Raw genomic sequence first — 18,895 nt, forward strand, 5'->3', positions numbered from 1 at the left:
TAACTATAAAAATATGAACATAATTCAATCAGGAATTACAGCAAAAAATGCTTCTGTTGCTATAATCATTGCTCGATTTAACGAATTGATTAATAAATACTTATTATCAGGAACAATAGATACATTAACAAGAATAGGCCATATAAATAAAGAAAACATCTTAAAAATCTATGTTCCTGGAACATATGAAATACCTGTTGTCGCTAGTTATATTGCAAATTCTAAAAAATATGATGCAATTATTGCAATAGGAACAATTATAAAAGGAGAAACTGATCATTTTAAATATATTTCTGGCGATACTAGCAGTAGTCTTTTAACTATTAGCACTAAATATTTTATACCTATAACATCAGGAATATTGACAACAAAAAACATTGAACAATCTCTTGAAAGATCAGGGGCAAAAATGGGTAATAAAGGTTCTCAAGCTGCTTTCGCTGCATTAGAAATGATTAACGTCATGAAAAATTTAAAAAAATCACTGAAAATATAGCATATTTTATGTTTTTAAAAATTGATTATAAATTATGAAATTTACCGAATTTGAAATTATCTCTCAATATTTTCAACGTAATCAAAAAAAAGATTTCAATGAAATTCAAGGAATTGGAGATGATAGTGCTTTGTTAAAAATACCAAAAAACTACGTTCTTGCAATTAGTACTGATACATTAGTTAAAGGAATTCACTTTTTACAAAACATCACCCCTGAAGATTTAGCATTTAAAACAGTAGCAGTAAATTTAAGTGATCTTGCTGCGATGGGTGCTCAACCAAAATGGATAACTTTATCTATTACATTACCAAAAGCTAATAATATATGGCTGGAAAAATTTAGTAATAGTTTTTTTAACATATTAAATCAATACAATACAAAATTAATCGGTGGCGATACAACACGAGGTCCTTTAAGTATTACATTAAGTGTATATGGAATATTAAAAAAAAATACGGGACTATTAAGAAGTAATGCCAATATAGGAGATTTAATTTATGTTACTGGAAGTCTCGGTGAAAGTGCAGCAGGTCTTTTTTTGCTTAAAAAAAAATTTTTTATAAAAAACTCAATTATACGAAATTATTTAATAAACAAACATCTTCGTCCTACTCCGAGAGTTTATGAAGGAATAGCTATCAAGGACGTTGCCAATTCTGCTATTGATATATCAGATGGATTAATTTCTGATTTAGGTCATATATTAAAAAACAGTCAATGTGGAGCAAATGTTAATTTAAATAAAATACCAATTTCTACAATTTTAAAAGACAATTTTCAACATCAAAATTACTTAGATTGGGCATTAAACACAGGAGAAGATTATGAACTGTGTTTTACTATATCTAAGAAAAATATTAAAAAACTAAATATAATCATTAAAAATTTTTCGATAGATTTTACATGCATTGGTTATATTACACCTTTCGAAAAAGGTTTTAATTTGTTATATAATAACAAAAGAGTTGTATTTAAAAAAACAGGATTTAATCATTTCGATTAAAAATCATTTTAAAATAATATTTTTTTAAAAATATATTTCGGTTAAAAAAATGAACGATATATTTTATATGAAAAGAGCAATAAAAATTAGCAAATTAGGTCAATTTACTACTTCACCTAATCCTAATGTAGGATGTGTAATAGTAAAAAATAATAAAATAATTGGAGAAGGATGGCATAAAAAATCAGGAGATCATCATGCAGAAATAAATGCATTAATGATAGCCGGTAATAAAGCAAAGGGAGCAGATGTTTATATAACACTTGAACCATGTAATTATTTTGGAAAAACACCACCATGCTGTGAAGCGCTAATCAAGGCTGGCATCAATCGTGTCATCATATCAAACATAGATCCTAATCCTAAAGTTTCTGGTCGGGGAGTCTTATACCTTAAAAAAAATGGTATTGCTGTTACAACAGGTTTATTATCAAAAGAATCAGAAAAATGTAATAAAGGTTTCTTTAAAAGAATGAAAAGTGGATTACCATGAATACAACTTAAATTAGCAATGTCTATAGATGGTAGAATAGCCATGCAGAGTGGTGAAAGTAAATGGATTACTTCAAAATATGCGCGTCAAGATGTTCAAAAATTTCGAGCAAAAAGTTCAGTAATTTTAACTAGTAGTTCTACTATACTAAAAGACAATTCTTTATTTAATGTACGTCATAATGAACTTGACAAAAATACATTGTCAATGTTCCCTAAAAAAATATTTCAACATCCAATTAGAGTAATTATAGACAGCAAAAATCGTCTAACACCATCATATAAAATTTTTAATACAGAAGGAAAAATTTGGTTGATGCGTTTAAAATCAGATAAACGTTTATGGCCTGAAAATACAAAGCAAATCATAACAAAAGAATATAATAAAAAAATAGATATTTTATCTGTTTTAAAGTTTTTAGGAAAATCAGAAATCAACAATGTATGGATAGAAGCAGGAAGTACTTTATCTGGATTCTTATTAAATAAGAATTTAATAGATGAGTTAATTATATATATAGCACCTAAAATACTTGGACATGAAGCCAAACCATTGTGTTTTATTTATAATAAACTTAAATTAATTGATTCTCTTCAATTTCAATTCCAAAAAATTTGCAAAATAGGTCCAGATATAAGATTGATATTACATCCTAAATAATTTTAATTAATAATTAAGAGATTTTTTGTTTATGAAACCATCTTCTCGAAGAAAAGCTCGAGCACGTGCTTTACAAATACTATATTCTTGGGAAATATCTCATAATAATATTAAAGAAAGTGCTATACAATTTTTAAAAGAAAGAAATCAAAAAAATATTGATATCACATATTTTTATGACTTAATCTTTGGAATTACACGTAATTGCAAAAATATAGATAATTTAATGAAACCCTATTTATTTAGATCATTAAAAGAATTAGGACAAATTGAAAAGGCAATTCTTAGAATTTCTTTCTATGAATTATATAATCGAAAAGATATACCTTATAAAGTTTCTATTAATGAAGGAATAGAATTAGCAAAATTATTTGGTTCTAAAGATAGTCATAAATTTATAAATGGTGTTTTAGATAAAGCAGCAATAAAAATAAGATATAACAAGACCAATATTATTATATAATATTTGTTTGTTAATAATTTTGTTTTATAAAATGTAAAACAACAAAAATTTATACTATTGTCTTAACCAATAAAAAATTTGTTTATGGATTCCTTCTTTATCCAATTGATAATCATGTCTAATTTCTTCTTGAGTACCCTGTGGAATAAACGTATCTGGTAATCCAATATTTAACACTGGTAATAGAATTTTTTTGACCATAATAAATTCGTTTACCGCACTGCCTGCTCCACCAGAAATCACGCCTTCTTCAAGAGTAATAAAAAACTGATGATTAGAAGAAAGTTTTAAAATCATATTTTTATCTAAAGGCTTAACGAAACGCATATCAACTAATGTTGCATCTAGACTGTTTGCCGAAAAAAAAGCATTTTTCAATAAAGTACCAAAATTTAAAATTGCTATTTTTTTTCCCATTCTTTTTATAAGAGATTGTCCTAATGGAATTTTATTCATTGGCATTAATAATGCTCCAATACCATTTCCTTTAGGATATCTTACTACACTAGGTCCCTTATTATGCATATAACCAGTATAAAGCATTTGTCTGCATTCATTTTCATCACTAGGCGTCATAATAACTATTCCAGGAATACATCTTAAATACGCTAAATCAAAAATTCCTTGATGAGTTTCTCCATCGTTGCCAACAATACCACCTCTATCAACTGCGAATAAAATAGCTAATTTTTGCAATGCAACATCATGTATAAATTGATCGTAAGCTCTTTGTAAAAAAGTAGAATAAATAGAGACAATAGGTTTATAGCCACTAATCGAAAGACCTGCAGCAAAAGTAACTGCATGTTGTTCAGCAATAGCAACATCAAAATATTGATTTGGAAAAAGACGAGAAAACTTAAGTATACCAGAGCTTTCACACATTGCAGGAGTTATAGCTATTAACTTTTTATCTGATTTAGCTATTTCACAAAGCCAAGATCCAAAAACATCTGAATAACTGATAACAGATTCCGAAACTAATGGACTACGAGGAGGAATAGAATGCCACTTAATAGGATCTAATTCTGCTGGAAGGTAACCTTTTCCTTTCTTAGTAACAAGATGTAATAAATAAGTACCTTTTTTACATTTGATTTTTTTTAATATATCAATAATAGAAAAAATATTATGTCCATCAAATGGACCTAAATATTTAAAACCCAAATTAGAAAATATTGAATTAAAAGAAAAAAAATTACTATTAATATTTTTTTTTTTAAAAAATAATTGTTTTTGAAAAAAATCTATTTTTTTTCTATTATTTTTATTTTTTCTATAATTTCTCAAAAATTCTAAATGATTACTTAAAGCTCCGACATTTTTTGAAATAGACATTTGATTATCATTTAATATGACTAACAAATTAGATTTAATTGTACCAGCATGATTCATCGCTTCAAATGCCATACCTGCTGTCATTGCACCATCACCAATGACACAAATAGTTTTTCTGTTTTTACCTTCTTTTAAAGCAGCAATAGACATTCCTAAACCTGCGCTAATAGAAGTAGAAGAATGACCGACATTTAATATATCATATTCACTTTCTTCTCTACAGGGAAATGAATGTAAACCATTTTTTTTCCTAATACTTTTAATTCTTTTACTTCTTCCAGTTAATATTTTATGAGGATATGCTTGATGTCCTATATCCCATATTAGATTATCAAATGGAGTATTATAAATGTAATGTAATGCTACAGTAATTTCGACTACACCTAATCCAGAAGCAAAATGTCCTTTAGAAAATGTAACAACTTCTAATAAATATTCACGCAATTCAAAACATAATTGAGGTAACTGATCAATGGGCAATAATCGTAAATTTTCTACTGAACTAGCAAAATACAAAACTGGATATTTTTTAGAATTAAAATTCATTACATACTCTTTAGTGAATTTATTTAATGTCTTTAATTATAAATTTTGTCAATTGTTCTAAAAAACTAACGTTAAAACCTTTTTTCTTTAAATTATTCAACGCTAAAAATGCTTTTTCATATAACTCATTTATTTTTATTTTTGATTTTTGTATATTTTGTATTAAAGGATAAGTGTCATTTTTTAAATCTGAGATATCATCTTTAATTTGAAATGCTAAACCGACACAAATTGAAAAAAAATCTAAAATTGATAAAATAGATTTAGAAAAATTATATGAAGAAAAATATGCTAAACGTACAGCAGAACGTATTAAAAATGCTGTTTTATATAAATTAATGCTTTCTATGTTATGTAAATTAAGTTCTTTTTTTTTTCTAAATCTAACATTTGACCAATACACATTCCAGATGAACCAATCGCACTAGATAATTCAGTAATCATATTTATACGTTTAAAATTAGAAACTCCTGGCATAAAACTTTTAGATAGAATATTAAAAGCAAGACTTTGAAAAGCGTCACCAGCAAGTAAAGAAACATTTTCATTATACTTAATATGACAAGAACTTTTTCCTCTTCTTAAATCATCATTATCCATACAAGGTAAATCATCATGAATTAAAGAATATATATGAATACATTCAATAGCTGAAGATATTACATCTAATGTAATCAGATTTACTCTAAACATTATTCCAGTTCCATATACTAAACAAGGACGCAATCTTTTTCCACCTGGAAACATACTATATTTCATAGCTTTTAAAAGATTATATTTTTGAAAAGGCAACTTATTTAATACATGAGATAACTTCTTATTTACACGATATTTATATATATTATATAGATGAAGAAAATTCATTTTTAAACACCTAAAAAATCAAAAAATAATTATTTTATAAACAGTCTATTTCTTGAATAAAAACTACAAATAAACCACACAGAAACAATAAAGATTTCAAATAAAAACATCTGTGAGATAGTTAAAAAACTATACAACCATCCACTTATAATCCCGCCAAATGATATACCTAAAAATTGACTAGTAGAATAAATACTCATTACACTTCCTTTATAACAATTTAATTTTTGTTTTCTTAAATTTTCAGGAAGAAAAACTTCAAGAAAATTAAAAGAAATAAAAAAAACTTGTAAAGCAATTATAAAAAATAATAAATTATTTTTAGAAATAATAAAAATAATTTCTGATAAAAAAATAAAAAAAATACAAATTTCAATAATATTTTCTAAAATAGTTTGTAATTTACAGTAAAATATAAAAAAAAACAAAAGAAAAAAAGAAATTAATATGGTAATTAAGTATATTTTCCATTGATCATTTACATTACAACCAGATATTTCAAACTGATCAGGTATTATCATAAAATTCATCATCAATAAGAAATGCAAAAAAAATACACCTAAATAAGATTTAAAAAAAGTTTTATTAAAAATAAATTTTAATAATTCTTGATATGAACTTTTTTTCTTGGATTTTAAAATGTTTTTTTCTGAAAGCGGTAACACAAAAAAAACAAATATTATAGATATAATGGATAAACATGAAGATATCCAAAAAACAGAAAAAAAACCAAAATTGTGAACAATTATAGGTCCAGTAACCATAGAAATTAAAAAAGAACATGCAAAACTTAGACCTATACAAGCAATTGATTTGATATAATTTTCTTTACGAATTAAATCAGATAAAAAAGCCATACATACACCAGAAATTGCACATGAACCTTGCAAAAATCTACCAATAATTAATCCCCAGATAGAATGAAAATTAGCAGATATAATATTCCCAATTAAAAATATGAATAAACCTAATATAATTATTTTTGTTCGACTGAATTTATCCGATAAAACTCCAAATGGAATTTGAAAAATAACTTGAGCAATTCCATATATTCCCATTGATAAACCAACTAAAAATTTATTACTACCATCTAAAAGAATACCATATTTACTCAAAACAGGAACTACCATAAACATTCCTAACATACGTAATAAAAAAATCATACAAAAACTAAATGTAACTTGTAATTCTAAAAAGTTCATTTTATAATTTTCCATACTTAATTTTTTAATTAAATTTCATATTTAATAACAATATTTTTTTCTAAAAAAATAATGAATACTCAAAATAAAACTTCATATACATATCAAGAAGTCGCAAAAGATCAAGAAGGTTATTTAAAAAGAAGTAAAGATTGGACTATAAAATTAGCAAAAGAAATTGCAAAAAAAGAAAATATTCACTTAAATTCTGATCATTGGAAAGTGATAATATTCATACGAAATTTTTATAATCAGTTTAATATTACACCATCAATGAGAATGTTAATCAGTAGTATAAAAGAAGAAATAGGAGAATCTAAAAGCAACAGTATCTATTTGTTTACACTTTTCCCTAAAGGACCAGCTGAACAAGCTAGTAAAATTGCTGGAATACCTAAACCTGTAAGGTGTTTATAAAAAAACTCATGAGATATTATTAATATTTAAAATAAAAAATCTATTGATATTAAAATGTTAAATATAATAACTACTAAAATAGAGTAATAAAATAATTGAATTGCATTTTTTTTATTATTATCTTTTTTAAGATTAAAAAAAGATAAAAACAACCAATAAAAATTAAAAATAGAAGAAAATAATAAAAATATAAAACTTGTATATCCTAAAAATGTCAATGATGAACTAAAGAAAGTAAAACTAAAAATATAATAAAAAATATGTCTTTTTGTAATAAAAACACCTTTAATAACAGAAAAAACGGGAATATTAGCTTTTTTATAATCCTCTATTCTAACAATAGAAATAGAATAAAAATGAGCCATTTGCCAAAATATAAAAATAGAAAACAATAAAACAGAACATAAATCAATAGTATTAGTGACTGCAGTATAGCCAATTATAGATGGTGTAGAACCTGAAAAACTTCCAATAAATGTTGAATAAATTGATTTTCGCTTATATAAAAGGGTATATAAAACTATATAAACAAAAAATCCAAAAATAGACAAAATCATTGATAAATAATTTACTAATAAACCTAATATAAATATTCCTGAAATCCCCAAAAAAATAGCAAAGACTAATACTAATGTAGAAGAAAGTATTTCTTTTGGTAAAACTCTGTTACTTGTACGTTTCATTTTTTGATCTATATCACGATCAATTAAATTATTAAAAATACAAGCAGATGAAATTACTAAAGATGTACCTATAACAGTATAAAAAAATAAACATAAACAAAAAAATGAACGGCTAGAAGCAAATAAAAAACTTCCTATTATTAAAATAACATTTCCAAAAACAATTCCAGGCTTTATTATCTCCAAATAATATTTAAACATAAATAATATATTCTTATTTTTAACAATTCAACAAAACATGATGATTTAAATTAGACATAATCCATACAGAACCAAACAAAACAATGAATATTATCATTATTACAAACAATAACGTTATTATATTCCATATTCCTTCTGAAGAACAATTTAAATGTAAAAAATAGAAAAAATGAATAACAATTTGAATTATTGCTAAAATTAAAATAATTAAATAATTTACTTCACTGGAAAAAATTTTTTCTGTTGCTATAAAAAAGGATAATACAGTTAATATTATAGAAAACAAGAACCCTAATAAATAAGATGTTACTTCTTTGTCAATATTTAACTTGATGGAATTATACATTAAATAGCTCCATTTAAATAAACAAAAGTAAAAACACAAATCCATATAATATCTAAAAAATGCCAAAAAATACTAAGACATAAAATTCTAGTACAAATAGAATTGGTTAAACCTAGTTTTTTTATTTGACAAACAATTGATATTATTAAAATTAAACCAAAAAAAATATGAACTCCATGAGTTCCTACAAGAGTAAAAAAAATAGAAAAAAATGCATGTTGATCAGGACCAAAATTATTCACTAAAAGATCATAAAATTCATTGAATTCTATCAACAAAAAAATTAAACCTAAAATAAAAGTTATTATTAAATATGAATAAATCATCTTAATATTTTTTTTATTCATAGCTAATACGACAAATCCACAAGATAAAGAACTTAATAATAATAAAAACGTTTCTAAAAAAACAGAAGCTAAATTAAAAATTTTATTATAAACTAAATTAGTTGATATATTCGAAGAAATAATAGCATAAACAGCAAATAACACTGCAAACATAATACAATCACTCATCAAATATATCCATAGACCAAATAATTTATTACTTTCTGTTTTTTTTTCTTCCACGTTTAATTTCCTAGAATTTAAATTTATACTATTTTTTTTATCTTCTATCATTTTAAACCTGCTTTTCGAATATTTTCCCAATATTGATCTTCAATTTTTTTTATTTCTTCTACTGATACAGTACGTTCGGTTTCTTCATCAATGCTTTTTATAAATAAAGCAATAATAATCGCAAAAAAAGACGAAAAACACAACCAATTAATATGCCATACTGCTGCAAAACCAAATAATAATGAAAACACACTGATCAAAAAACCTAATCCTGTATTTTTAGGAATATGAATTTCATGATAATTAAAATTATTTAGTATTGTTTTTCTATCTTGTTTTTTTTTCATTTCCCAAAACTCATCTCTAGAACTAACTCTAGGAATAATAGCAAAATTATATACTGATGGAGGTGAGCTGGTAAACCATTCTAGAGTTCTACCATTCCAAGGATCTCCAGTTAAATCTAAATTATCATAACGATCTCTTACTGAAACAAAAAACTGAATGATTTGACATACAATTCCTATTGCAATTAAAACAGCTCCAACAGCGGCAATACATAATAAAACATGAAAATTAGAATCAATATTTTGACTTAAACGACGAGTCATTCCCATAAGTCCTAAAAAGTATAAAGGTATAAAAGCTACAAAAAAACCTAAAATCCAAAACCAAAAAGCACGTTTACCCCATACTTCATTTAAAGTAAATCCAAACAATTTAGGAAACCAATAATTAATTCCAGAAAAACATCCAAAAACAACACCACCAATAATTACATTATGAAAATGTGCAACTAAAAATAGACTGTTATGTAAAATAAAATCAGCAGGAGGAACTGATAAAAGTACACCGGTCATTCCACCAATAGAAAAAGTTACTAAAAACCCTAAAGTCCATAAAACAGAAGAATGCATATATATACGACCTTTATACATAGTAAATAACCAATTAAAAATTTTTACTCCAGTAGGAATAGCTATTATCATAGTGGTGATGCCAAAAAAAGCATTTACATTTGCTCCTGCACCCATAGTAAAAAAATGATGAAGCCAAACAATAAAAGATAAAATTGTGATAGATAATGTTGCCCATACTAAAGAAACATATCCAAATAGACGTTTTTGAGAAAAAGTAGCAACTACTTCAGAAAAAACTCCAAATACAGGTAAAACTAAAATATATACTTCTGGATGACCCCAAATCCATATTAAATTAACATACATCATTGCATTTCCACCTAAATCATTAGTAAAAAAGTGAAAATTAAAATAACGATCTAAAGTTAATAATATAAGAGTAATAGTTAAAACTGGAAATGAAATTACAATAAGAATATTGGTGCATAAAGCAGTCCAAGTAAAAACCGGTATTTTAAAAAAAGACATACCAGGTGCTCTCATTTTTAAAATTGTTACTAAAAAATTAATCCCTGTTAATGTAGTTCCAACACCTGCAATCTGTAAACTCCAAATCCAATAATCTACACCTACACCTGAGCTATATTGTATACCAGATAAAGGAGGATAAGCCAACCAACCAGTTTGAGCGAATTCTCCTATTCCTAAAGATAAAGTGAGTAATACAGTACTGCTTACATTTAACCAAAAACTCAAATTATTAAGGAACGGGAAAGCTACGTCACGAGCTCCAATTTGCAATGGTACAACTAAATTCATTAAACCAATAACAAGTGGCATAGCTACAAAAAAAATCATTATTACACCGTGAGCTGTAAATATTTGATCATAATGATGGGGTGGCAAAAAACCTTTATGACCTGATGATGCAATCACTTGTTGAGTACGCATTAATATTGCATCTACGAACCCCCGGAATAACATAATAAATGCAAGTATTCCATACATAATAGATATCTTTTTATGATCAACTGTAGTAAACCATTCAGACCATAAATATTTCCATTTTTTATAATAAGTAATACTTGATGCAATTAAAAATCCAATTAAAATAATTGCAGTGTATGTCACCATAATAATAGGTTCATGATATGGTATAACATCAAATGTTAATTTCCCAAACATTTTCTTAATATCTCCATATTAATACTTTTTATTAATAGTATATTTATTCAAAATACTCAAATTTTTTAAAGAATATTGATTAACAATCTGATTAAATAAATCTTTTTTAACATAGGAAAAATACTCTACTGAACAATTTTCATTGGGTATAGATATTACGTTAAACATTTTTGATGTGTTTAATTTATTAGGTGATTTTTGTATTTTTTTTATCCAATTTTTAAATATAACATCATTTAACGCAGAAATTACAGTAAATTTCATATTAGAAAATCCTCGACCACTGTAATTAGAGGATATACCTTTATATTTTCCTGGACTATTAGAAATTAAATTTAATTTTGTCACCATTCCTGGCATAGCATATATTTGACTTCCAAGAGATGGAATAAAAAATGAATTCATAACAGAATTAGATGTAATCTCAAAACTTATAGGTCTATCAACAGGTAACATAATTTCATTAATTGTGGCAATATGGTAATCTGGATAAATAAATAACCATTTCCAATCTAGTGCAATTACATTTATTTTAATAGGTTTATAAAAAGATACTATGGGTTTTTTTGGTTCTAATTTATGAGTATAATCCCATGATAAAAATGCTAAAAAAGAAATTATTAAAATAGGAACGCTCCATATAACTATCTCTATTTTTTTTGAATCAGACCAATCAGGTTCATATGTTTGATTTTTATTTTTTGAGCAGTATTTAACTGGAAAATATATACTCATAAAAATTACAGGAATGATGATAAATAACATCATTATAAATGATATTAATATTAACGAAGACTCTTCTACAGCAATTAATCCATGAGGATCTAACAATAAAGTATTACATCCATTCAAAGAAAAAAATATTATGATTAATGATAATTTTTTAAAAAAATTATTATAAGTGAAACATGTCATTCAAAACCTCAAAATAATGTAATATTTATTAGCAAAAATTTTTAAAAAAATATTTTTTCATTAAAAACTTTATTAAAAAAATCTAAAAAACCAATTTTTTATAAAAGTTAATAATTTGCGAAATAATTGAATTATTTTTTAAAAATTGATAAAATTTAAAAAACAAAAACATATTTATAAAACAGTTAAAAATATTTTTTCTGAATTTTTTATAAAAAAATTATAATAAAAAAACAGGATATAACATTAATTAATGATTTTAAAAAAAATAAACCAATATCTCATATCTAAGTTAAAAATAAATTTTATTAAAATTTATGACGATAGCTTATTCCATAATCGTTCAAAAAAAAATATTACGCACGTAACAATAATTATTGTTAGCAATGATTTTATTAATCGACCAATTATAACTAGACATCGTATGATTTTTTCTATTTTATCAAAAATAACAAAAGAAAAAATATATTCAATAACATTGAATACTTATACTTCTGATGAATGGAAAGTTAAAAAATACAAAAAAATTAGTATTTCTAAGTGTTTTAAAAAAAAATGATATTTTATCCGATTACTAAAAAATTATTATACGATATATTAAAATTATTAAAAAATAAAAAAACAACTATTTTTAATAATAACTTTATAAAGAAAATATTTCTAAAAATTTTAAAAATACAAAATATCTACAATAGATTAATAAAAATAATCGTTTGAGGTAATTAAGATGAAATTTTCTATGGAAAAAAATAAAAATGCAGGTCATCGTGTTACAATTCATATTCCAAATAAAACAGTGAATAATGCAATTTTTACAGAATTTATAAATATTAGAAAAAAAACAAACATCAATGGTTTTAGAAAAGGAAAAGTTCCTATACATGTTATCAAAGAAAAATATGGTAATACAGTTTATTATGATGTATTTAAAGATCTAATGCAAAAATTTTTTTATGAATTTATACATAAAGAAAAAATAAACATTATTGGTATTCCAAAATATTATATGAATCAAAATATAGATAAAAAAAAAGAATATTTTGAATATTTTGTAATATATGAAACATATCCAAAATTTGAAATAAAAGATATAGCATCTATAAAAGTAAAAAAAATAATTGTAAATATCACAGATGAAGACATTAAAAAAAGTATAGAAAAAAACAAACCCACAAAAATAAATTGGAATAAAGTTGATAAACCCATTAAAATTTATGATCGTGTAACAATTAATTATAGTGTTTATAATGAAAAAAATCAAAAAATAGAAAAATTCAGCAGAGAAAATATTATATTTATTGTATTTAAAAATAAATTAGTTACTCAATTAGAAAATAAAATAATCAATCATTTCGTTAATGATATTTTGTTTTTTAAAATTAATTTTCATGAATTTCATCCCGAAAAAGAACTACAAAATAAAGATATAACATTTAAAATTCAAATAAAAAAAATTGAAAAATTACAAGAAATAGAAGAAAAAAATACCAAAAAAGATAATGAAAAAATAAATAAATTAGAATATCAAACCTTAAAAAACAATCTTAATAATGAAATACACAAAATAACTGAAAAATATCTAGAAAATCAAATTATAGAAAATATAATTAAAAAAAAACTCATAGTAATACCTCCAATTTTACTTCAAGAAGAAATTAAAAACTTATATCAGCAATATAAAAAAGATTACAAAAACAACAATCATAGTATCTTAGAACAAAGATACCATTTCAATATACATTTAAAAGCAAAAAAAAGACTATACCTAAGAATTATTATAGAAAAAATTATTTTTGAAAATCAATTGGTTCCAAATGAAAAAAATATAGAATTACTAATAAAAAACATATCTTCAAATTATAAAAAATCATTAGAACTTATTGATTTATATAATCAAAACAACGATTTTAAAAACACAATAAGATACATAGATTTAAAAAATCAAGCTATCTCTTTATTAAAAAAAGAAATAGAAATCGTTAAAACAAAATGGAATTTTGATCAATTCATAAATTACAACTGGAAGATTCATAAAGAATTATTTAACTAAATTTATAGTTTGATATTAATTATTTAAAATCAATATTTTTAGGAATAAAAAATGTTATATACTGAAAACAACAATAGTCATAAAAATTTTTGTACAACATTAATCCCTATGGTTGTTGAACAACATTCTAGAGGAGAGCGTTCATATGATATATATTCAAGATTATTAAAAGAAAGAATAATTTTTATCACCGGTGCTATTGAAGATAGTATGGCAAATAATATTATAGCTCAGATATTATTTTTAGAGGCTGAAAATCCAAAAAAAGATATATTTTTATATATTAATTCTCCAGGAGGTGTTATTACATCTGGTATGTCTATTTATGACACAATGCAATTTGTTAAACCAGATATTAATACTATTTGTATTGGCCAAGCATGTTCAATGGCTGCTTTTTTACTAACATCTGGAACTAAGGGGAAAAGATTTTCTTTGCCTAACTCAAAAATTATGATTCATCAACCATTAGGAGGGTTTCAAGGGCAAGCTTCAGATATTGCTATTCACGCTCGAGAAATAATACAAATGAAAAAAAAATTAAATAAATTAATGTCATTTCATACAGGACAAAGTATAAATAAAATAAATAAAGATACAGAACGTGATTGTTTTTTATCAGCAAATGAATCAATTAAATACGGTTTAATTGATGTTATTTTAACTCAACGTCAATAAAAAAATAAAATTTATAAACACATGTTAATTGCTAAAAAATTTATAGAATCTATTTACTCAAAAAAAATAAAAAATATAAAAAAAGAGGTTAAAACATGACTGATAAGAGTAAAGATGATTCTAAGAAGTTTCTTTGTTGCTCTTTTTGTGGAAAAAACCAAAAAGAAGTACGAAAGTTAATAGCGGGTCCAACAGTATATATATGTGACGAATGTATTAAACTATGCAATGATATTATAACTGAAGAACTAAAACAAATAAAAACAACAGAAACTGAAAACCAAATAAATTATTTACCTACACCTCATGAAATAAAAAAATATCTTGATAATTATGTTATTGGACAAGATTACACAAAAAAAGTTTTATCTGTTGCAGTATATAATCATTATAAACGTCTACGTAATTATAGTAAAAATTTAGATTCAGTTGAATTAGGTAAAAGTAATATTTTATTAATAGGTCCAACTGGTAGTGGAAAAACATTATTAGCAGAAACACTTGCTAAATTATTAGACGTACCTTTTATTATTGCTGATGCAACAAGTCTTACAGAAGCTGGATATGTTGGAGAAGATGTAGAAAATGTCATACAAAAATTATTGCAAAAATGTAAATATAACGTAAAAAAAGCAGAATTGGGTATTGTCTATATAGACGAAATAGATAAAATAGCAAGAAAATCCGATAACCCATCTATTACTAGAGATGTGTCTGGAGAAGGAGTTCAACAAGCCTTATTAAAATTAATCGAAGGAACACTAGCATCTGTTCCTCCTCAAGGAGGAAGAAAACATCCTCAACAAGAATTTTTACAGGTAGACACCTCAAATATTTTATTTATATGTGCAGGAGCATTTTTAGGGTTATCAAAAATTATTTCTAAAAGACTCAATACAAGAACAGCAATAGGTTTTAATGCCAGTGTTAAAAAAAATGAAAAAAAAACATCAGAAGATGCAGTATTAAAACAAGTTGAACCTAAAGATTTAATAAAATTTGGATTAATCCCTGAATTTATTGGTCGCTTACCTATAATCACTATATTAAATGAATTAAATGAAGATGCATTAATAAAAATATTATATGAACCAAAAAATGCTTTAATTAAACAATATAAAACTCTATTTAACTTAGAAAACGTAAAATTAGAATTTGATAAAAAGTCTGTTATAGCTATTGCAAAAAAAGCAATGCAAAAAAAAACAGGTGCTCGAGGATTAAGATCTATTATTGAAAACATTTTATTAGATATAATGTATCAATTACCGTCTATGATTAATACAGAAAAGGTATTAATCAACGAATCAGTTGTAAATTACAATTCATTACCAAAAATAATATATGGAAAAAACAAATCAAAAAAAGCATCAGGTGAATAAAAACATATAAAACGTCTGATGATCTAAAAACAAAAGTAATTCCTATTTATTTTATCAAACGCTCTTAGCGTTGAATATCAAGCGATAATCCCGATATACTTTAACTGATTATAGATATAACTGCATATTTTACTTTTAACTTGCAGTTTTTAAATAAATAGCGGAAATTCAACTAAGAGAGAGCTCTATGAATTCTGAGCGTTCTGAACGCATTAAAATCCCAGTTTTACCGTTAAGAGATGTAGTTATATATCCTCATATGGTGATTCCATTATTTGTAGGTCGTAAAAAATCAATTAAATGCATAGAAAATTCTATGGATAATGATAAGAAAATCATGTTGATTGCACAAAAAGAAGCTTCTAAAGATGAACCGACCAAAAACGATTTATTTAATATAGGAACTATTAGTTCAATTTTACAAATGTTAAAATTACCAGATGGTACAGTAAAAGTATTAGTAGAAGGATTACAACGTGCCTGTATTGTAAATTTAACAAATAATGGACAGCATTTTATTGCAGAGGTTGAATTAATTGTTTCATCTACTATTTTAGACAAAGATCAAGAAATATTAATTCGCACAACAATTAATCAATTTGAATCTTATATCAAATTGAACAAAAAAATTCCATCAGAAATATTAAATACTTTAAATAACATTAAAAATTCTGAAAAACTAGCAGATACTATTGCTGCTCATATGCCATTAAAACTAAATGATAAACAGTCAATTTTAGAAATACGCAATGTTAATGAAAGATTAGAATTTTTAATGGCAATCATGGAGACTGAAATAGATTTGTTACAAGTAGAAAAAAGAATTAGAAATCGTGTTAAAAAACAAATGGAAAAAAGTCAAAGAGAATACTATTTAAACGAACAAATTAAAGCTATTCAAAAAGAGCTTGGTGACATGGATGAAATTCCAGATGAAAACAAAATTTTAAAACGCAAAATTAAAGCTTCAAAAATGCCAAAAGAAGCAAAAGAAAAAACTGAATCAGAACTTCAAAAATTAAAAATGATGTCTCCTATGTCAGCAGAAGCAACAGTAGTACGAAGTTATATTGATTGGATGATACAAGTTCCTTGGAGCACAAGGACAAAAACAAAGAAAAATATTGAAGAAGCTAAAAAAATTCTTGATGTTGATCATTTTGGACTTGAAAAAGTAAAAGATAGAATATTAGAATATTTAGCAGTACAAAGCAGAAAAAATAAAGTTAAAGGACCTATTTTATGTTTAATTGGACCACCTGGTGTGGGGAAAACATCATTAGGAAAATCTATTGCTAGATCCACAGGTAGAAAATATGTAAGAATGGCTTTAGGAGGAATAAGAGATGAAGCAGAAATTAGAGGACACAGACGTACATATATAGGTTCGATGCCTGGAAAATTAATTCAAAAAATGGTGAAAGCAAAAGTTAAAAATCCTTTGTTTTTACTAGACGAAATCGATAAAATGTCTTGCGATATAAGAGTAGATCCAGCATCTGCTTTACTAGAAGTACTAGATCCAGAACAAAATATGACATTCAATGATCATTATCTAGAAGTAGATTATGATCTTTCAGATGTTATGTTTGTTGCTACATCAAATTCTATGAATATACCTGCTCCATTACTTGATCGAATGGAAATTATTCGTCTTTCTGGTTATACTGAAAATGAAAAATTAAATATAGCAAAAAAATATTTATATCCAAAACAAATAGAGAGAAATGCTTTAAAGAAGAACGAATTAACAATAACTGACTGTGCGATAATAAATATTATTCAATATTATACTCGTGAAGCAGGGGTTCGTAATTTAGAACGTGAAATATCTAAAATATGCAGAAAAGTAGTAAAAAATCTATTATTAAATAAATCTTTAAAACAAATTGAAATAAACAGCAAAAACATAAAGAAATATTTAGGAATAAAACGTTATGATTATGGAAAAATTAATAATCATAATCAAATTGGACAAGTTATTGGATTAGCTTGGACAGAAGTAGGTGGAGAATTACTAACAATTGAAACAGCTTGTGTCTCAGGAAAGGGAAAATTAAATTATACGGGTTCTTTGGGTGAAGTTATGCAAGAATCTATTCAAGCAGCTTTAACAGTTGTTCGATCTCAAGCTGATCAATTAGGCATAAAAAAAGATTTTTATGAAAAACATGACATTCATGTCCATGTTCCTGAAGGAGCAACACCAAAAGATGGACCAAGTGCTGGTATAGCAATGTGTACAGCTATAGTTTCATCTTTAACAAAAAACCCCGTAAAATCTAATGTTGCAATGACTGGAGAAATTACATTACGTGGAAAGATATTACCTATTGGAGGATTAAAAGAAAAATTATTAGCTGCACATCGTGGAGGTATTAAGATAGTATTAATACCATATGAAAACAAACGTAATGTAGAAGAAATACCTAAAAATATTATTGAAGGATTGCTAATACATCCAGTTAAAAATATTAAAGAAGTATTAAATTTAGCATTAGAAAAAAAACCTTATGTTTAAATATAGATAAAAAAATAATACCAAGATAA

16 protein-coding genes and 2 pseudogenes are annotated in these 18,895 nt (G+C 24.8%); 10 read left to right on the top strand and 8 right to left on the bottom strand.

Annotated features, from left to right (window positions below; all coding sequences use genetic code 11):
• Positions 1-13: 13 nt before the first annotated feature.
• From ribE to nusB, 4 genes and pseudogenes are all read left to right on the top strand, one after another.
• Positions 14-496 (top strand): 6,7-dimethyl-8-ribityllumazine synthase, encoded by a 483-nt coding sequence (ribE, locus tag D9V66_RS02345; RefSeq protein ID WP_158365838.1) that lies wholly within the window; start codon positions 14-16, stop codon positions 494-496.
• 34 nt (positions 497-530) lie between these two features.
• Positions 531-1,502 carry a thiamine-phosphate kinase gene (gene thiL, locus D9V66_RS02350; protein ID WP_158365839.1) on the top strand — a complete coding sequence of 324 codons (972 nt, stop codon included), beginning with the start codon at positions 531-533 and terminating at the stop codon, positions 1,500-1,502.
• Between the two features lie 67 nt (positions 1,503-1,569).
• Positions 1,570-2,655, top strand: a pseudogene (gene ribD, locus D9V66_RS03250) (bifunctional diaminohydroxyphosphoribosylaminopyrimidine deaminase/5-amino-6-(5-phosphoribosylamino)uracil reductase RibD).
• 31 nt (positions 2,656-2,686) lie between these two features.
• Positions 2,687-3,118, top strand: coding sequence for a transcription antitermination factor NusB (nusB, locus tag D9V66_RS02365; protein ID WP_158365840.1), 432 nt, complete (start codon positions 2,687-2,689; stop codon positions 3,116-3,118).
• 54 nt (positions 3,119-3,172) lie between these two features.
• On the opposite strand, the gene dxs is transcribed toward nusB, so the two are convergent.
• The 3 genes and pseudogenes from dxs to D9V66_RS02380 all read right to left on the bottom strand — a co-directional run bounded on the left by dxs (position 3,173) and on the right by D9V66_RS02380 (position 7,068).
• Complete coding sequence (gene dxs, locus D9V66_RS02370; RefSeq protein WP_158365841.1) at positions 3,173-5,002, bottom strand: 1-deoxy-D-xylulose-5-phosphate synthase; 1,830 nt, start codon at positions 5,000-5,002, stop codon at positions 3,173-3,175.
• A 19-nt stretch (positions 5,003-5,021) separates the two neighbouring features.
• Positions 5,022-5,866 (bottom strand): annotated as a pseudogene (locus D9V66_RS02375) (polyprenyl synthetase family protein).
• 29 nt (positions 5,867-5,895) lie between these two features.
• On the bottom strand, positions 5,896-7,068 hold the full coding sequence (locus D9V66_RS02380; protein ID WP_158365842.1) for an MFS transporter: 1,173 nt from the start codon (positions 7,066-7,068) through the stop codon (positions 5,896-5,898).
• A 72-nt stretch (positions 7,069-7,140) separates the two neighbouring features.
• On the opposite strand from D9V66_RS02380, the gene D9V66_RS02385 reads away from it, so the two are divergent.
• Positions 7,141-7,485, top strand: a complete 345-nt coding sequence (locus D9V66_RS02385; RefSeq protein WP_158365843.1) for a TusE/DsrC/DsvC family sulfur relay protein — start codon at positions 7,141-7,143, stop codon at positions 7,483-7,485.
• Between the two features lie 26 nt (positions 7,486-7,511).
• On the opposite strand, the gene cyoE is transcribed toward D9V66_RS02385, so the two are convergent.
• From cyoE to cyoA, 5 genes are read right to left on the bottom strand one after another with little or no spacing between them, the layout of a single operon-like run.
• Positions 7,512-8,369, bottom strand: coding sequence for a heme o synthase (gene cyoE / locus D9V66_RS02390; RefSeq protein ID WP_158365844.1), 858 nt, complete (start codon positions 8,367-8,369; stop codon positions 7,512-7,514).
• A gap of 19 nt (positions 8,370-8,388) precedes the next feature.
• Positions 8,389-8,715 (bottom strand): cytochrome o ubiquinol oxidase subunit IV, encoded by a 327-nt coding sequence (cyoD, locus tag D9V66_RS02395; protein ID WP_158365845.1) that lies wholly within the window; start codon positions 8,713-8,715, stop codon positions 8,389-8,391.
• A complete protein-coding gene (cyoC, locus tag D9V66_RS02400) occupies positions 8,715-9,335 on the bottom strand; it encodes a cytochrome o ubiquinol oxidase subunit III (protein ID WP_158365846.1) in 621 nt (206 codons plus the stop codon). The genes cyoD and cyoC overlap by 1 nt, the downstream gene beginning before the upstream one ends.
• Positions 9,332-11,320: a cytochrome o ubiquinol oxidase subunit I gene (gene cyoB / locus D9V66_RS02405; protein ID WP_158365847.1), complete on the bottom strand. Its 1,989-nt coding sequence runs from the start codon at positions 11,318-11,320 to the stop codon at positions 9,332-9,334. Before cyoB ends, cyoC begins: the two co-directional genes overlap by 4 nt.
• Before the next feature lie 18 nt (positions 11,321-11,338).
• Positions 11,339-12,235 (bottom strand): ubiquinol oxidase subunit II, encoded by an 897-nt coding sequence (cyoA, locus tag D9V66_RS02410; protein ID WP_158365848.1) that lies wholly within the window; start codon positions 12,233-12,235, stop codon positions 11,339-11,341.
• A gap of 253 nt (positions 12,236-12,488) precedes the next feature.
• On the opposite strand from cyoA, the gene D9V66_RS02415 reads away from it, so the two are divergent.
• The 5 genes from D9V66_RS02415 (at position 12,489) to lon (ending at position 18,866) form a co-directional block, all read left to right on the top strand.
• Positions 12,489-12,794, top strand: a complete 306-nt coding sequence (locus D9V66_RS02415; RefSeq protein ID WP_158365849.1) for a BolA family protein — start codon at positions 12,489-12,491, stop codon at positions 12,792-12,794.
• 168 nt (positions 12,795-12,962) lie between these two features.
• A complete protein-coding gene (gene tig / locus D9V66_RS02420; RefSeq protein ID WP_158365850.1) occupies positions 12,963-14,285 on the top strand; it encodes a trigger factor in 1,323 nt (440 codons plus the stop codon).
• Between the two features lie 51 nt (positions 14,286-14,336).
• Positions 14,337-14,963, top strand: coding sequence for an ATP-dependent Clp endopeptidase proteolytic subunit ClpP (gene clpP, locus D9V66_RS02425; RefSeq protein ID WP_158365851.1), 627 nt, complete (start codon positions 14,337-14,339; stop codon positions 14,961-14,963).
• Between the two features lie 95 nt (positions 14,964-15,058).
• Positions 15,059-16,345: an ATP-dependent protease ATP-binding subunit ClpX gene (clpX, locus tag D9V66_RS02430; protein ID WP_158365852.1), complete on the top strand. Its 1,287-nt coding sequence runs from the start codon at positions 15,059-15,061 to the stop codon at positions 16,343-16,345.
• Between the two features lie 187 nt (positions 16,346-16,532).
• On the top strand, positions 16,533-18,866 hold the full coding sequence (gene lon / locus D9V66_RS02435) for an endopeptidase La (protein ID WP_158365853.1): 2,334 nt from the start codon (positions 16,533-16,535) through the stop codon (positions 18,864-18,866).
• Positions 18,867-18,895 lie beyond the last annotated feature (29 nt).

The organism is Buchnera aphidicola (Brevicoryne brassicae), assembly GCF_005082825.1.
In the GTDB taxonomy this organism is placed as follows: Bacteria; Pseudomonadota; Gammaproteobacteria; order Enterobacterales; family Enterobacteriaceae; genus Buchnera; species Buchnera aphidicola_AK.

What these genes read in the sequence shown, in the direction of transcription:
- ribE (WP_158365838.1), top strand. Translation starts at nt 14, where the DNA reads ATGAACATAATTCAATCAGGAATTACAGCAAAAAATGCTTCTGTTGCT.
- thiL (WP_158365839.1), top strand. Translation starts at nt 531, where the DNA reads ATGAAATTTACCGAATTTGAAATTATCTCTCAATATTTTCAACGTAAT.
- nusB (WP_158365840.1), top strand. Translation starts at nt 2,687, where the DNA reads ATGAAACCATCTTCTCGAAGAAAAGCTCGAGCACGTGCTTTACAAATA.
- dxs (WP_158365841.1), bottom strand. Translation starts at nt 5,002, where the DNA reads ATGAATTTTAATTCTAAAAAATATCCAGTTTTGTATTTTGCTAGTTCA.
- D9V66_RS02380 (WP_158365842.1), bottom strand. Translation starts at nt 7,068, where the DNA reads ATGAACTTTTTAGAATTACAAGTTACATTTAGTTTTTGTATGATTTTT.
- D9V66_RS02385 (WP_158365843.1), top strand. Translation starts at nt 7,141, where the DNA reads ATGAATACTCAAAATAAAACTTCATATACATATCAAGAAGTCGCAAAA.
- cyoE (WP_158365844.1), bottom strand. Translation starts at nt 8,369, where the DNA reads ATGTTTAAATATTATTTGGAGATAATAAAGCCTGGAATTGTTTTTGGA.
- cyoD (WP_158365845.1), bottom strand. Translation starts at nt 8,715, where the DNA reads ATGTATAATTCCATCAAGTTAAATATTGACAAAGAAGTAACATCTTAT.
- cyoC (WP_158365846.1), bottom strand. Translation starts at nt 9,335, where the DNA reads ATGATAGAAGATAAAAAAAATAGTATAAATTTAAATTCTAGGAAATTA.
- cyoB (WP_158365847.1), bottom strand. Translation starts at nt 11,320, where the DNA reads ATGTTTGGGAAATTAACATTTGATGTTATACCATATCATGAACCTATT.
- cyoA (WP_158365848.1), bottom strand. Translation starts at nt 12,235, where the DNA reads ATGACATGTTTCACTTATAATAATTTTTTTAAAAAATTATCATTAATC.
- D9V66_RS02415 (WP_158365849.1), top strand. Translation starts at nt 12,489, where the DNA reads ATGATTTTAAAAAAAATAAACCAATATCTCATATCTAAGTTAAAAATA.
- tig (WP_158365850.1), top strand. Translation starts at nt 12,963, where the DNA reads ATGAAATTTTCTATGGAAAAAAATAAAAATGCAGGTCATCGTGTTACA.
- clpP (WP_158365851.1), top strand. Translation starts at nt 14,337, where the DNA reads ATGTTATATACTGAAAACAACAATAGTCATAAAAATTTTTGTACAACA.
- clpX (WP_158365852.1), top strand. Translation starts at nt 15,059, where the DNA reads ATGACTGATAAGAGTAAAGATGATTCTAAGAAGTTTCTTTGTTGCTCT.
- lon (WP_158365853.1), top strand. Translation starts at nt 16,533, where the DNA reads ATGAATTCTGAGCGTTCTGAACGCATTAAAATCCCAGTTTTACCGTTA.